The organism is Lapidilactobacillus gannanensis, from assembly GCF_003946675.1.
Lineage (GTDB): Bacteria > Bacillota > Bacilli > Lactobacillales > Lactobacillaceae > Lapidilactobacillus > Lapidilactobacillus gannanensis.
This window is the reverse complement of sequence record NZ_RHOT01000001.1, coordinates 79,143-94,508: the sequence shown is the minus strand read 5'-3', so window position 1 is coordinate 94,508 and position 15,366 is coordinate 79,143. Positions and strand designations below refer to the sequence as shown.

Here is a 15,366-nt window from a genome sequence, read left to right as displayed (position 1 = left end):
GAACCAATTCTGTTTTAATAACTTCACCAGGTTTTAACGCTTTTGAACTTGGATTTGTAATTGGCATCAATCGATGTCGGCCGCGTTCCACAACCCGCAGCCCGGAATGCAGTCAGAACCAATTCTGTTTCAAAAGCTTCACTAGGTTTTAGTGCTTTTGAACTTGGGTCTGTAGTTAACTAAAATCGATGTCGGCACCATTCCACAACCCGCAGCCCGCAATGGCGTCAGAACCAATTCCGTTTGATGCTGCACAGACAAAAAAACAGTCGTCCAAGTTATCAACAGGTAACATGTGACGACCGTTTTTAAATACTGTGGATTATTGTTGTCGTGTCCAAACTTGCATCTCGCCTGGCTGACGGTTAGCCCAAGCAAAGTAAGGGATAAACGTTAATTCTGCAGGAATTGTTGCTCTTGCAGTGGCGGCTGATTGGTAAAGTTGCTCGGAATCAATTGCCGTGAGTTTTGCACCAGTTGTGGAAACTGTGGTTAATTTCATTGGTAAACCTAAATCATGATTATTTTTAACTTCAAAAGTGGCCTCAGCAGCTAGGCTTAGCTCAGGTAAATGTGCACCGTTATCAGCTTGTTCCAAACAATAAACTAGCGGTCCCCGCTCAATTGCAACTTTGCCCAAATCAGCGCTGACCAGCGGGTTGGCTTGCGTAGTGCGGACGCTCATGTCCAAGACTAGCTCAATTGTCGTGCTCGCTGACCAAGGACCCATAAATTTGAGGTAGCCTCGATCCAAAGCGATTTTTTGTGGTTGACCGTTAATTTTAACAGTGTAGCTGGCTTGGGACCAATTTGGCACACGAATGGCAAAGGTGAACTCAGGATCATTTTGGGTTTTGATGGTGTAGTTGATGGTGCCTGACCAAGGATAGTGCCCCACTTGTTCAACTTGGATGTCGTTACCAAATTTAGCTTGGTGGGCGATAAATTGGTTGCTGTAAATCGTGTCACTTTTAACGGTGTATAAGTATTGATCCAGGGAAGCAATTAGGCGCGCCAAGTTTGGTGGACAGCAGGCACAACCAAACCAGGCTGGCCGAGTTATCTTAACGTGTGATTTGTTGGGATCAAGCGCACTGGCTTCAGGATTAACGGCTAGAGGGTTAACGTAGAAAAAGTGTTGACCATCAAGCGCCATGCCACTAATGGTGCCATTGAATAATTCCCGCTCCATCACGTCTGCATATTCACCGTCAGGATTATTCTCCAACATTTGTTTGGCAAAAAAGACCATGGCACAAGAAGCACAAGTTTCACAGTACATCGTATCATTAGGTAAATCATAGTCAAACGTGAAAGCTTCGCCAGCGACGGTTGCACCGATGCCACCAGTTAAATACATTTGCTTATCCACAATGTTTTTCCACAGTCGTTGACAAGCCGCTTGTAAACTAGCGTCATTAGTTTGTCGTGCCACGTGCGCCATGCCAGTCAGCAAATAAGTCATCCGCACGGCATGTCCCTCAGCTGCCTTTAGTTCGCGAACCGGGACATGGTTTTGAAAGTACTTTTGACCGTTGTCATCTGGTTCACCAAAAGGAAAATCAGCGGGTAGTGGTTCATTATTGGCGGCTTGTTCGGCAAAAAAGTTAGGTTTGGTGCCACGTTGATTGATCATGTAAGCTGCTAAATTGCTGTAACGAGTTTCGTTAGTCAGGTCAGCTAATTTAGCCAGTGCCAGTTCTAGTTCCGGATGGCCAGGATAGCCGTGCATTTTATTGGCTGCGGGACCAAAGTGAGCATCAATACAATCAGCCATTTTAGTAGCAATGGTCAAGGCTAATTGATTTCTGGTAGTTTCATAATAAGCCACCCCAGCTTCAATATAATGACCCATACAATAAAGCTCATGGCTAAAGGAAACATGCTGGAACTTTAATTGTGGCGCGCGAATTTGAAAGAAAGTATCTAAATAGCCATCGTCTTCTTGCGCTTGGCTAATTAATGCAACGACGCCATCAGCGGTTTGTTGAAGTGCCTGATCAGGAGCATACCGCAGGGCATAAGCGACTGCTTCCAGCCATTTGTAAACGTCAGAATCTTGGAACCAAAAGCCATAAAAATCACCTTTGGCCAAGCCGGCAGCAATTTTTAAATTCTGAATCGCATGACTTTTTTCACTTGCACGAAAAGCATTAGCATTTTCTCGTTCAATATCGATTTTAACGTCGTCATTGATCACTGACCACTGATAAGGAATCATCACGTCTTTAACAATTTGACGATATTTCGACCAAAATGAATCCGTAATTTGAATTTTAGGTTGTTTCATTTCAACAAGCTCCTTTATTGGCTTAACTGTTCTAAGTGTAAAGGCTTTCTCTAATCGAAGAAACTGTCATAGTTGTAGAAAAAGATGGACAAAACCGACTATCTTATTTTGAAGTAGATTTTTGCCAAGTCTTCCTCAATTTGAAAGGTAGTTGCTGGGCGATTTAAGGCTAGTCTTACTATGACTGTCAATTATTCAAACCCAGTTAAGATTCAAATGATGACTACGGCGTTCCATGTCACTAAAATCACCCAGCAATTATTGGTGGAAAGTAGCTGAACTCAGCATACTTCTCAGAAAAAAGATGGCACTAACTAACAAAGCCTGCATGACACTTTTTCTGGGAATTCAGAAACTGTCATGCAGACTTTTTGGGTACAACTATTCAGTTGTTACTGCATTTTGAATCAAGTTGATTAGTCTTACAAAAATTGCCTTAACCTGTAACAATGGTGAGATGCACAGAATCAATTCCAGACGGAATGGCGTCAAAACTAATTCTGTTTCGACATTCTTTATCTGTTTTAGCGAGATTCAGATTTTAATCTGGTAGTGATTAAAATTCAACCAAGTAATGGGTTTGATAATGTTTGGTCTCACCATCGTGTAAAGTTAAATCTCCATAGGCCGGATCGAAAATCGCATTAGGCGTGATTTGTGATTCCAAGGCAACACCAACATATGGCTGACCAGTTTTATCAATGTAAGGTTGGTCGGCACCAAAACCATTGGCAGTGAAACAAACAATTGCATTTCGCTGGCTGAAAATTTTGACGCGAAGATTCTCGTCCGGGTTTGCTAAAATAGCAATCGGCTCATTGTCAGCATGTTGGTCAATTAAGAAAACATCGTCCAATCCTTTTTCAGGAATGTCTTGCAGGCCATCGATGGCGGCGCCTAAAGCTTTAGTGGTTTGGAAATCATACGGTGTCTCCGTATTTGCCAGTGTTTTACCAGTTGGAATTTTAGCGTCGCCCAACTCCAAACGCTGACTACTGCGCAGGAATAGTTCTAAATTCTTAATATTTTGATCGGCATGGTTCAGGTTGAAGTAAGCATGATTTGTTGGGTTAAAGACTGTTTCGCCATGACTAACTACTTTGTAATCAAGATAGATGCGATTGTCATCAGTTAGGGTGTAAGTGATGGTTACATCAAGATCTCCAGGGAAACCATCAGCTTGGCTAGTGACGGTGTGGGTGAAAATGATCTGATTGGCAGCAATTTTACCAGCCCAATTAATTTCATTAAAACCATGAATGCCGCCATGCAAAGTATTGCCACTTTCGTTGGTCGGTGCTTTGTATTCATGCTCGCCAATTTTAAATTTACCAGCGCCAATTCGACCAGCCGTCCGGCCAATTGACATGTTCAGATAAGGATTAGTCGTCACGTAGTCATTGATTTTTGGAAAATTCAAAATTAAGTTTTGGTCGCCATTAGTTGTTGGAACTTTGAGTTCATACCAGTTGGCACCATAAGACAGGCATGATAAAGTGACGCCATTGGTATTGGTTAGAGAATATTGATTGATATCTTCACCATTTAGAGTATCGAAAACTGTTTGCTTAGCTTGCATATTCTGCAAAACTCCCTTCAAATAAGACTCTATTTCAGAATACGCCATATTTGAAGTTAACGTCAACGCTTTCATAAGAAAAATAATTGATTTTGTTAAATCTGAAATTGTTTTAAGTAAAAAAATGATAACTCCGTTGCAGCCGGCGGAATGCGAAATGTTGCGGGCGTTAGTTGAAGCTTATTACTTTACAACAAAAAAAACGACAGTCAATGGGCCTGTCGGTTGATCAATTTGATTTTTGTTTTAACGAATCACATCAATGATTTCAGCTGGGCGTGAGAAGTAGTAGTCCATGTCGCCAAATTGACCGTGGTTATGTGCACCCCAGCCAGCGACACCGAATTTAGCACCGGCGCCTTTAGCAGATTGTAAATCGAAAATAGTATCACCAACGTAAAGCGTTTCGTTGGCGGGAATTTCTGAAATTTCAATCATTTTGAGCAGTGGTTCTGGATTGGGTTTATGTTTCTTCGTATCAGAAGAAGTAATAATATTGCGGAAAAATGGTGTTAGGCCACGTGGTGTGAAGTCAGCAGCCAACTCATCATTAGTTTTGGAAGTCACTACCCCTAATTCAACATCATACTTTTGCAGTTCTTTCAAGGTGTTAATGATTCCTGGAAAAACAGCAACCAAGTCTTGATACTTGGCAAATGCCTGATACCAAGCCTGTAAAACTTCAGGAACCTCTGCATCAGTGAACCCTAATTGTTTTAGGCCGGCAATTCCGGGAATACCATAAATCGCAACAACTTGATCATAGGTGAAATCTAGATGCCGTTGGTCGTTGGCAACATCTAATAAGGCGTTCATATAAGCTTTTTCAGTATCAATTAAGGTGCCATCAATATCAAAAACCACATTTCTAATCATGACTGAGTCCTCCTCAAATCTATCTGCTTCTATTGTAACATAAAGGCTTTTGCAGTCAGAAGATATGGCTTTTTCAGTATATTGTAGGCGTAAGTGAAATTCAGATGATGATAAAAATAACTCGATAAAGCTTTTAGACAGGTCAAAGATTGAATAATATGGTTCGCTAAAACCTAATATTCTGGCCATGATGTAAGGGGATATTGATGAAGCAATATATTTTGGTATTAAACAAAGTATAAATTTCTAATTATCTTTTTATATTTTCTTAAATGCTCGTAAAGCCTTATTCTATGTGCTTTCGAGTATTTTTACTGTAGGAAGATACTTCACGTTTCTTTGCATATTTCCTCATGTCTTAGCTGTCAGAAGTGGTAAATAAGTAGTAAATTCATTTGTACTACTAAGCAACAAGACGCTCCTGTTGCTTCTCTTTATTCAAGCGTTTCATTTCTGCCATTGCAGAATCGAATGTTGCATGTGCGTAATAGTTCAGCGTCATGGCTATATTAGCATGTCCCATAATGTACTGTAATGCCTTTGGATTCATTCCTGCATTTGCATAGTTGGTACAGAATGTATGTCGCAAACTATGTGGAGTGATGTGTGGCAATTTATCCTCGTTATACTTATTGTATTTCTTAACAAGACCTTTCATCATGCCGTTGTAATCACTTGCCACTTTTGGATAGTTCTTTCTATTAAGAAAGAGGAAATCACTATATCCATCAATCTCAACACGCTTATCATTCTTTCGATTCGCTAACACTCGCTTAAATGCTTGATAGGCTTCTTCAACCATAGGAACTTGACGTTCGCCACTTTTGGTCTTTGGTGTTTCAATGTAGTACCCAATTTCAGTATCTCTCAATAGCTGATGGTCTATATTGACAAGACGATTCTCAAAATCTAAATCTGGAAGTGTCAAACCACCAAACTCTGAAATACGAAGACCTGTTTTTAAGAGTATCAGAATTTCATCATAATTTTTGCTGTAGGTTTTATCAGCTTTTGCAAAGGCTAACAGTTTTTCTTCCTGTTCTTCTGTTAGTACGGTCTTAGGGACAGTATCATCATCAAGAACTGCTTTCAGTTGAAAGTCAAATGGATTCTTCCGAACACAATCATCTTGTATAGCAATATAGAATGAAGCCTTTAAAGAACGTTTGTAGTTATTGATGGTTTGATAAGCATAACCATTTTCACTCATTCTAATAGCCCATTCTTTAGCGTCTGATGGCTTAATACTGTCAATACTTCTTACACCTAACTTGTCTTTCTTCAAAATATCCATAAGATATTTGCGTCCAGTTTCAGTGTTTTTTCTAACCTTTGGTCTTTGAGCGTTCTGTTTTGCGTAAAGCTGGCAGAGTGTCATTTTCTTTCCTACAACATCAATACCATCATGAATGTCTTTCTGTAACTCTGCGATTTTCTCTCTAAGTGAGATACAATCACGCTTTCCTGCTGGTACTCGGTCTGTAGCCACAAGTTTCCACGAGTAAACAAATTGCGGTTCTCCAAATGAATCTATATATTTGTATAAGTATCTTCCGTCTTTTCGTTGGCTCTCTCCAGTCTTTAAGATTCGACCTTTATTGTCACGTCTTTTTTCTGACATGGCATTTGCTCCTTTCCTTTATGGAAAGAGCCTTGATACGACTTAATACTATTTTATCATATACAAGACCCTTTGGCGACGCTAGATTGCGTCCAATGTATCTATAATTTTTTCAAATTGTTTTCGTTTAATCTGAATACGATTGCCATTCATAATCAGCCAATTTGCATTTTTATTTTCCTCTGCCAAGCGTCGTAGCTTGTTTTCGCCAATACGAAAATATTTTGACGCTTCTTCAATGGTTAGGGTATAACGTTCCCAAATAGGAATGTCAGTCTGCTTCATAAAATCCTCCTTTCCAAATCACTTATTTGGATTTCATAAAAGTTGTTTTACCAGCAATCGAACAGCTTTAGCAAAGCTCACGGGAGTTCCACCCCTGCATGGTTCTCATGTAGCCATACTCATTGCCTGCGACGGTTTTATCACGCTCGGACTATTGACTGTATGGGAGTATCATTATCACGATAAGAATGTCGTTGCAGGCAATCCTGCTAAAGATTGCTTCTCGGATCACTAACATGAATCGCTCGCTATCTTTATAAGATAGGTCATGGCGGTTAGTTCCGTTGGCTCTTTTCTTATCGAAACGTATTCGATTACTTTTATTCAGTTTTCAAAGAACAATGGCTCGTTAGCCTATCAAAACACATTGAAAGCTCAATATGCTTTGGTGGAATAACAAACCTCCCTGTTCGGGAAGCGTGGAATGGTTTAGCACGCTTCCACGAAAGGAGAGAGGATATTACTTAATTTCAAATGACAAAATCTTTGTAATCAGTCTGGTTTCCATTCTTCCACGTAAGACTTCATCAACGACCATACTTTGATTGCCATATTCATCTTTCATAAGTCGTAGGGAACGCTTCGTTATGTACCCTCTGTAATGATGTAGAATCTGGTTAATCGCTTCGGTATCGCCATCTGTTGCCTTTACAATGAGAGGAAAGGGAATCATAGGATATTGTGTTTTCATTCTTCAAATTCCTCCATAAACTTTTTAATTAAGGCTAGTCCACTGGTTCTATGCCGATAGACAGTAGAACGGTTCAATTTCAACAGGTCTGCAATTTCTGAATCGCTCATGTCCATAAAGTAAAACAGCAGTAGAATTTCACGTTTCTTGTCTGGCAACTCACGTAATGCTTCACTCAACAAATCATTTTCAACGCCTACTGATAACCCATTGAGTGTAAAAATCTGAAAGTCAGTTGAATAGTTATCTGTTGTCGCAAACTGGCTAACAAGATAATCGCCAACATCCGAAAAGGACACCTCACGCTTTGCAATCCTTGAAAGATAAAGCATATAATTCTTTCGCTCGTCTTCCATAGCACGTTTACAGATATAGTCAAACTGATTTTCTATTGTGGTCTGAAAAGAAGATGGTTTCATGTTTCTCACCCCCTTTCTGTCTAGGAAAGGAAGTGAGCCTTGCTCGTTTATCTCCTTTCACTCTTAGTCCCAATGTGAAAGGGGGATTTGTTGCATTACTGATAAATAAACTTTGTAAAAAAGTTCTGAATAGCCAAAAAAGCATATAAACAGATTTATTTCTCTGTTTACATGCTTCTGTTATTCTATCTATATGATTTATAAAACCACATTGGTGGACGTACTTATCTATTGCAGATAGACGACTTTTTTTGACAAGAACCCAATGTAAGGAAATTTATTGTATATGATGTACTTCATGGCGACGTTGACCTCCAACAAACCGCCATTTGGAAGTAATATACAATATTTTAACAGCGTAAATAGCACTACCATATAACGGTTTTTTTTATTGGCGTTTAGTAGTGCTTTTTATTAAATATAAACCTATAAACCATATAACACGTTTTTCTATACCTGTTTTTAATTCAGTAGGAACAATAAAATGTATAGAGGTGGTCTACTATGCGTAAAAAAGAAGATAAATATGATTTTAGAGCCTTTGGTTTAGCCATTAAAGAAGCTCGATTGAAACGAGGTTTAACTCGTGAACAAGTGGGAGCATTGATTGAAATTGACCCACGGTACTTAACTAATATTGAAAATAAAGGGCAACACCCCAGCATACAAGTTCTTTATGACCTTGTATCGTTACTTCATGTTTCCGTTGATGAATTTTTCTTACCTGCTAATAACTTGGTAAAAAGCACCCGACGATTACAGATAGAGAAATACATGGATAGCTTTACAGACAAAGAACTATCCTTAATGGAATCTTTAGCCAGCGGTATCAACGAAGCAAGAAACATCGAAGACTAATTAAAAGAATCCATACATAACGGAAAGAGCCGATAAAATGAGATTGTATTAATCTCATTTTATCGGCTCTGCGTCTTTGCGTCTGGCTCTGTAATCACAGTTACTTTGAACTGCTTTATTTCAATTAAATTTTCTTGTCTGCATTTCGGACAATAGAGGGGGAATTTTTTTAATTCAGTATCTTCCCTTATCTTTAATCGTGTTTTATTTCCACATACAGGACACAATATCCACTTGTAGTTTATAATAACTATCTCCTCCTTTACACTTTAATTCAAATCTTTATTAAAAAATATTTCATCTTATTTAACAAGAAACCATATTTATATAACAACATAAAATACACTAAGTTATTTTATTGAACATATATCGTACTTTATCTATCCGACTATTTGGACGACGGGGCTGGCAAACAGGTTCACCGGTAGTAACATGGTACCCTTTTAACTCTGTTAAACAAACACTACGTCCATTTGTAAAGAAAGTTAAATCACTACGATATTCTTGAATACACCGAGCAGGGATTTCTCCACTAAGAATGACCTCATTATTTTTCAATTGAGTGTCTACGATGTTCGCACAATATTTAGGAGCATCGTTGTATGCTCGTGAAAGATATTCCTGTGGCGCATAAATTTTAAAACTAAGATATGGCTCTAACAATTCTGTTCCAGCTTTTTTTAAGACTTGTTCCAATACAATAGGAGCAAGCATCCGAAAATCTGCTGGGGTACTAACAGGGCTATAGTATAAGCCATACTTAAAACAGATTTTACAGTCCGTCACATTCCAACCATACAATCCTTGTTCACAGCCATAGCGTATCCCCTCCATAACTGCATTTTGAAACGATTGATTTAAGTATCCAAGAGAAACCGAGCTCTCATACTGCACTCCGCTCCCTAATGGAAGCGGTGATACAGATAAACCAATGGAAGCCCAGAAAGGATTTGGCGGCACTTCGATGTGAATGGTATATTCTGCATTTTTTAACGGTCTCTCCATATAAATGACTGTAGGCTCTTTTAGTTCTATCTCCACATGATACTTTTCTTGCAACAGTGCACTAATCACTTCCATTTGTACTTTCCCTAAGAAAGAAAGTATAATTTCATGTGTCGTAGAATCCACGTAATATCGTAGAAGCGGATCACTATCTGAGATTTCCAAAAGGGCATCAAGCAACATTTCCCTTTGTTGAGGTTTGCTCGGTTCAACAGTCGTTTGCAGCAGAGGGAGGGGATTTTCAATTCTCTCTCTCTGTGGCAATAGCTTTGTATCTCCAAGAACACTATTTAACTTCAAAAACTCATTCTGCAAAATAACAATTTCCCCGGAATAAGCCTTATCGATTTTACATAATTCACCATTTATTGAAGTATACATTTCTGTAATTTTTATTTTTTCCTTTTCCGATATTCTAACCGAATCTCGCAAATGCAGTACGCCACTATAAAGACGTATATATGCAAGACGTTGTCTTTTTTTTGTATATTCAATTTTGAAAACATTTCCGCAAAGTTCAGACTGACCTCGATGTGTTGATGAATAAAATTTATTCGTAATCACTTCTATAAGGTTATCAATCCCTATATTGTTTTTTGCACTTCCGTGATAAACAGGGAACAGGGAACAATTCTGAAATCTTATGCTTTCCTCTTGTTCGAGTTCCAATGCTTCTAATGATTTACCGGACATATATTTCTCTAAAAGGTCATCGTTTCCCTCTATTACCGTATCCCATTGTTCAGATTCGGTAAAGTTCGTCACACACATATTAGGATACAGTTCTACCTTCTGTTTGATTACAATTTCGGCAGAAAGTTTCTCTTTAATATCCTGATAAACCGTTGATAAATCAATTCCATTTTGGTCAATCTTATTGATAAAAAAGATTGTGGGAATCCCCATTTTCCTAAGTGCATGAAATAATATACGAGTTTGTGCTTGTACGCCATCTTTTGCAGAAATCAGTAGAATTGCCCCATCTAAAACTGATAATGAACGATATACTTCTGCTAAGAAATCCATATGTCCTGGCGTGTCTATGATGTTCACCTTCGTATTTTCCCACTGAAAAGAGGTTATTCCTGTCTGAATTGTAATTCCTCTCTGACGTTCTAAAAGCGTATTATCCGTCCTCGTTGTACCTTTGTCCACGCTTCCTAATTCTGTAATCGCTCCACTGTTATATAATAAGCTTTCTGTTAAGGTAGTTTTTCCCGCATCAACATGAGCTAAAACTCCAATATTAATAATTTTCATGTGATTTTCCTCCATTCAAAAGCCCAAAAGGGCATAAAAATCCCAGTGATAAATACTCTTATCACTGGGATTTTTATGCATAACCATAGGCATACAAAGCATACAGATATTCTCCGGATACTTTAGAATCACATGATAAAGGTATTCTTAAACTGGGTACAAAAAACTAAGCCCTCCTAAAAAAGGACATCCAATTATTTGTTCCCACTATCAAATTGACAGTTTATTTAAGAATACCTTGCCGCATATTTATTAACTCCTTTTAAATAGATACTTAAATAATAGCACGTAAGAGCATATTTGTAAAGGAATCTCCAATTTTTTATCAAAGAGAGTACGTGATTACAAAATAGCTGTAATAATGTACCAATATTTGTTATTCTATAATCTTCCAATTACTCCCGTTCTTTTCAAGTACCAAATCAAATTGAGATACCTGCGTTGCTTTGGTCTGCTGGTCGATATACTCCACTGTCAGCGATACCGTGACTTGATTATCCTTACGATTGTGAATAGGATTTACCAGTTCTTGAAAGATGTACTCTTTTCCGATTGGTTTTAATATCCCGTCATTCACATAGTAGGAAAGTTCACTGGCTGTCGCTGTAGGATAGAGCTTGAAGAACGTCGTTAAAAACTCATTGATTTCATTGGTTGTAATGGAATCAACCGTCCCCTCACTTTCAATGGCTTTTGGTTTATAACTTGATTTCTTAGGTATGTTGGTAATGGTCGGATTCTTAACCAGTACCATATTTCCAGAACCATCTACATAGACACTCACTATATAAGCAGAGTGGACGGTCTTTGTATTTTCTCCCTCTGTAATGAGCTGGTCTACACTGTAGGTTACATTAAACTCATTGTCGCCAGTTGGCTCTACCGTCCATATCTGAAATCCTCTTACAGAAGACGATACAGGAATATCTTTGCGTACTGTATCAACATTGAGAGCTTGAAGTTCATCTGTCAGATAGCCTTTTAGACTTTCCATTCGATTATCAATGGACTTATCGGATTGCTCCCATGAATAGTAGACTTTCGCAAAGTTCTCTACAAAATTTTCTACATGATGAGTATCAACGTATTCCTTTTCTATGATAGTTGTTTCGTGAATAGTATGAGTATCTATAGCTGTAAAGTGCTTGAATATCGCAAAGCTGAAACTAAGCCCTAAAAGTACCCACAAGGCAATCACAACCTTTTTATGAGGATTGACCTTATAGACACGAGGTTTCTTTTCCTTTGGTATCTGTTTTTCTTTATTCTGATTTTTTCTAAATTTCATCATTAAATCTTCCTTTCTCATTGTTTGATTCGTCCTGCTCCCACTAAATGCTGTTGCCAGTAGGGGCTTGTTAAGTCGGCATAACCGATTGGGTCGCCTGCATGAAACATACGGTTATTGCCAAGGTATATCCCAACATGAGTAATATAAGAGCCAGCGTTATAGGTAGAATGAAAGAAAACCAAATCGCCAGCTTGTGCTTCCGATAGTGGGATATGCTGGGTCACATCATATTGCTGTTGTGCGGTTCGTGGTAAGTTAATTCCAGCTTTTCCATACGTCCATTGTGTCAGTCCGCTACAATCAAAAGAAGTAGTCGGGGAAGCTCCACCGTAAACGTATCGCCAGCCCTCATATTTCAGTGCTTCGTCCATGATGGCTTGTACCGTATCATCATCAAACTCTGTTGTGACAAGATACTGCGTTACCAGTTGCACATAAAACATATTGCCATAGTTGTATCGCCAGCCCCCATTGATAGGTATGGCTATGGGATTGGGGTAAGACACTTTTTCGCCACCTGAATACTCTTTTGAGAAACTTTGAGCCAGTTCAAAGGTATATTTATTTCCACGATTAGCCACATACCCTAAGAAACCACCACCATAATTGTAGGACTGGATAACCGATTCTAAATCTACACTGAGCCTTTCGCTACTGGCTAATAATTCACTGAAATACTTCACACCTTGCTTAATGGATTCTTCTGTACTCAATGAATTAGGTGGAAGACCGAGGGATTCCGAGGACTGCATAACATCTTCCGCAGTACCGCCCGATTCCACCTGTATAATCGCAAGAAGTATGTTGACATATTCTTCAACGCCATATTCTTTGGCATATTTTTCTACCATAGGCTTATGAGCCAGCACTTCTGCGGAAACATTCACACCTCCATAATGAATATTGGAAATTCCGCTGTCCTGTTCATCTGAAAATAAAATGGCAACAAACAGAAGCAGTGAGAAGACCATCAAGAATAATCCAGAACCACCAATCACTAAAGTTTTCAACTTCATGGTTTCTTACCGACTTTCTTAATGGTGGCGGTTTTGATTGGTGGTCTACTTCTTGTATTTTGTAGTGGTACTCTTTGAACAGTAGACGGACGTTCTTTTGTGATTGGACGTTGTGAAGTTCTATCTGCTGTAGTGGTTGAAGTTGCTGGCTTTTGAACGGTTTTTTCTTGAACGGTATTGCCTTGGCGTTCCACTTTTGGACTTGAAAAATCGGACTTAACTGCTGGACGCTCTTGTTTGGCTTGTTGAGATTCCTTATATGAAGTCTGAATATTAGACTGTTTTGAGGTCTGTTCATCATGATATTGTTCTTGTCTTGTAGTCGGTCTTTCATGAACAGAAGAAGCAGGCTGTTTTTTCTGTTTGACCTGTTCCATTTCAGAGCGACGCTTCGCAATGGTTTTTCGCCTTTGTTCCTGCTGTTCCTTGCGTCCACTGGCTCTGTCCGCTTTGGTTTGAGAAATACTACTGGTTAAATCACGGACATTCTCTTTTACTTTGGATTTTCCTTGATATACTGCATATCTTGCATTGGTCGGCAAATCTTTAACCTGTTCTTTCAAACCACTAGCAGTGTCTACCATTCTGTCTTTGGTATCAGCTACTGTACCGATGGTTTGACCGATACGTTTTCCAAGTGTTGATTTTTCCTTTCCGTCTGGTCGGGAGTGATCTGCTTGTGTCCTTGCAGAACTCCCCGAACCCGACTGTCCTTTTTTACCTGTAACAATGGCAGACCCAGCCCCTAGAGTAGTCATGGAACGTCCAAGTTTCCGCTGTAGACGGTGCATGTGAGCGTGCATAAGCATACGAGGTTTTCTCATCACACGACTTCCCACACTTTGAGAATCGTTACTCTGTAGAGAAAACATACTCATTAAATCGCCCAGCTTGAAGTAGATTCCTGCAAAGGTCACAATCTGTAGAAAAGCAATCAAAAAGAACGGATAACCAGCCGATAAGGTATAGAGCATGGTTGAAATACTAAATGCTGTCGTAATAATCAATGTGATTCCAGCTCGTGTCAAAATGGTATTAAAGAGCTTTGTTATGGCTCGTTTTGACATACCATCAAATGATGGAATCATGCTTAAAATAAAGCTCACAGGCAGAAACATAGCATAGATGATAAAAAGTACCTGCGAGAAAATCATGATTCCTGTTAATAGGAATACAAATATGGAAATCCCAATATTGAAGACAAATAGGAAGAAGACTGTACCTAAACGGTTAATGGTCTTTGTAATGGTTAGATTGGTATTGCTTCTGTCTTCAATTTCTTCCGCAACAATTTTTTCTCTGTCTTCGCCATTGTTGGAATCTGGGCTGGTGGAGAGCAGGCTTTCCACACGGTCAATACCGATACTTTCAATGTCTGAACTGTTGTATTGAAGCAGTAGCCACGGTTGCTGAACCTGTATGGAAAACAGGCTATCTCTGATTAAGTCCACGCTGTCCTTGCCTTGACTATCGGAATGGGGCATGACAATCTTCGTGCCAAGTGATAAACTGGCATTACTGATGTCTGATGAAAAGTCATTGATTTTTTTAATGTAGTCGGGAGCGTAGGCAATAAAGGAAGCCGATAGGATAAACACCAGCACAAAATTCATAATGGCATGAATTGCCTTTGTGGTTTCTCTCTTTATCAGTCCCGTATAGGCAACATAAACCCCAAGAACCAAAATCAAGAGTAAGAGGAATCCAACATAGAAACCCTCTGTTGAAAATCCGTTTGCACTCACACCAGCTAAGGTCTGCATATTCTTACCAATGGAATCTGCTGTAGCGGAAATGAAGTCTAAGGAATAGGCTTCCTGTACTAAGTAACCTGTCGCATTGGAAACATACAAACTGATTGTCCAAATAAAATTGGTAATGGCATATAGTCCATACATGACCTGTTTTCCAATCCCGTCCGACCAGTTCCACGGAAGCCAGCCCCAGCTATTATCCACATAAAAATCCAGTTGATAGTTTTCAAGTGGGTATCGGCTGTATTCATTTGCCACATTGACCGTATCATCTACCAAGCCCGCAGCTTGAACCACCGTTCCCAGCATGGCTAAAAGAAAAATGGCAATCACAAGTGTGAAAGCCACTGTCATTGCCACTTTACCTAGACGTTTCAGCGTCCAGTTTGATTTTATTCTGTTTACTATTGATGGTTTCACA

At 39.1% G+C, this 15,366-nt stretch carries 13 protein-coding genes and 1 pseudogene; 1 reads left to right on the top strand and 13 read right to left on the bottom strand.

Going from position 1 to position 15,366, the window contains the following annotated elements; genetic code table 11:
• Window positions 1-322 precede the first annotated feature (322 nt).
• The 7 genes from EKM81_RS00450 to EKM81_RS00415 all read right to left on the bottom strand — a co-directional run bounded on the left by EKM81_RS00450 (window position 323) and on the right by EKM81_RS00415 (window position 7,761).
• On the bottom strand, window positions 323-2,290 hold the full coding sequence (locus tag EKM81_RS00450; RefSeq protein ID WP_125646751.1) for a glycoside hydrolase family 127 protein: 1,968 nt from the start codon (window positions 2,288-2,290) through the stop codon (window positions 323-325).
• Window positions 2,291-2,846: 556 nt separating this feature from the next.
• A complete protein-coding gene (locus tag EKM81_RS00445; RefSeq protein WP_164509135.1) occupies window positions 2,847-3,917 on the bottom strand; it encodes an aldose epimerase family protein in 1,071 nt (356 codons plus the stop codon).
• A 198-nt stretch (window positions 3,918-4,115) separates the two neighbouring features.
• Entirely contained in the window at window positions 4,116-4,745 is a 630-nt protein-coding gene (locus EKM81_RS00440; protein WP_164509134.1) for an HAD family hydrolase, read from the bottom strand.
• 403 nt (window positions 4,746-5,148) lie between these two features.
• On the bottom strand, window positions 5,149-6,366 hold the full coding sequence (locus EKM81_RS00435) for a tyrosine-type recombinase/integrase (protein ID WP_001291561.1): 1,218 nt from the start codon (window positions 6,364-6,366) through the stop codon (window positions 5,149-5,151).
• Between the two features lie 81 nt (window positions 6,367-6,447).
• Window positions 6,448-6,651 carry an excisionase gene (locus EKM81_RS00430; protein ID WP_000814511.1) on the bottom strand — a complete coding sequence of 68 codons (204 nt, stop codon included), beginning with the start codon at window positions 6,649-6,651 and terminating at the stop codon, window positions 6,448-6,450.
• Between the two features lie 460 nt (window positions 6,652-7,111).
• Window positions 7,112-7,342 carry a helix-turn-helix domain-containing protein gene (locus EKM81_RS00420; RefSeq protein WP_000857133.1) on the bottom strand — a complete coding sequence of 77 codons (231 nt, stop codon included), beginning with the start codon at window positions 7,340-7,342 and terminating at the stop codon, window positions 7,112-7,114.
• Window positions 7,339-7,761, bottom strand: coding sequence for a sigma-70 family RNA polymerase sigma factor (locus tag EKM81_RS00415; protein ID WP_000804885.1), 423 nt, complete (start codon window positions 7,759-7,761; stop codon window positions 7,339-7,341). Before EKM81_RS00415 ends, EKM81_RS00420 begins: the two co-directional genes overlap by 4 nt.
• Before the next feature lie 504 nt (window positions 7,762-8,265).
• Here EKM81_RS00415 and EKM81_RS00405 point away from each other — a divergent pair.
• Window positions 8,266-8,619 (top strand): helix-turn-helix transcriptional regulator, encoded by a 354-nt coding sequence (locus EKM81_RS00405; protein WP_001227347.1) that lies wholly within the window; start codon window positions 8,266-8,268, stop codon window positions 8,617-8,619.
• A gap of 59 nt (window positions 8,620-8,678) precedes the next feature.
• Here the strand turns inward: EKM81_RS00405 and EKM81_RS00400 are convergent, their stop codons facing one another.
• The 6 genes and pseudogenes from EKM81_RS00400 to EKM81_RS00375 form a co-directional block, all read right to left on the bottom strand.
• Window positions 8,679-8,864, bottom strand: coding sequence for a cysteine-rich KTR domain-containing protein (locus EKM81_RS00400; RefSeq protein WP_011058338.1), 186 nt, complete (start codon window positions 8,862-8,864; stop codon window positions 8,679-8,681).
• Window positions 8,865-8,964: 100 nt separating this feature from the next.
• On the bottom strand, window positions 8,965-10,884 hold the full coding sequence (tet(M), locus tag EKM81_RS00395) for a tetracycline resistance ribosomal protection protein Tet(M) (protein ID WP_000691746.1): 1,920 nt from the start codon (window positions 10,882-10,884) through the stop codon (window positions 8,965-8,967).
• A gap of 15 nt (window positions 10,885-10,899) precedes the next feature.
• Window positions 10,900-10,947, bottom strand: a pseudogene (locus EKM81_RS11525) (hypothetical protein); the annotation flags it as partial.
• Between the two features lie 313 nt (window positions 10,948-11,260).
• Window positions 11,261-12,193: a conjugal transfer protein gene (locus EKM81_RS00385; protein ID WP_001224318.1), complete on the bottom strand. Its 933-nt coding sequence runs from the start codon at window positions 12,191-12,193 to the stop codon at window positions 11,261-11,263.
• Window positions 12,190-13,191, bottom strand: a complete 1,002-nt coding sequence (locus tag EKM81_RS00380; protein WP_000769868.1) for a bifunctional lytic transglycosylase/C40 family peptidase — start codon at window positions 13,189-13,191, stop codon at window positions 12,190-12,192. The genes EKM81_RS00385 and EKM81_RS00380 overlap by 4 nt, the downstream gene beginning before the upstream one ends.
• Complete coding sequence (locus EKM81_RS00375; RefSeq protein ID WP_000804748.1) at window positions 13,188-15,365, bottom strand: CD3337/EF1877 family mobilome membrane protein; 2,178 nt, start codon at window positions 15,363-15,365, stop codon at window positions 13,188-13,190. Before EKM81_RS00375 ends, EKM81_RS00380 begins: the two co-directional genes overlap by 4 nt.
• Window position 15,366: the final 1 nt, after the last annotated feature.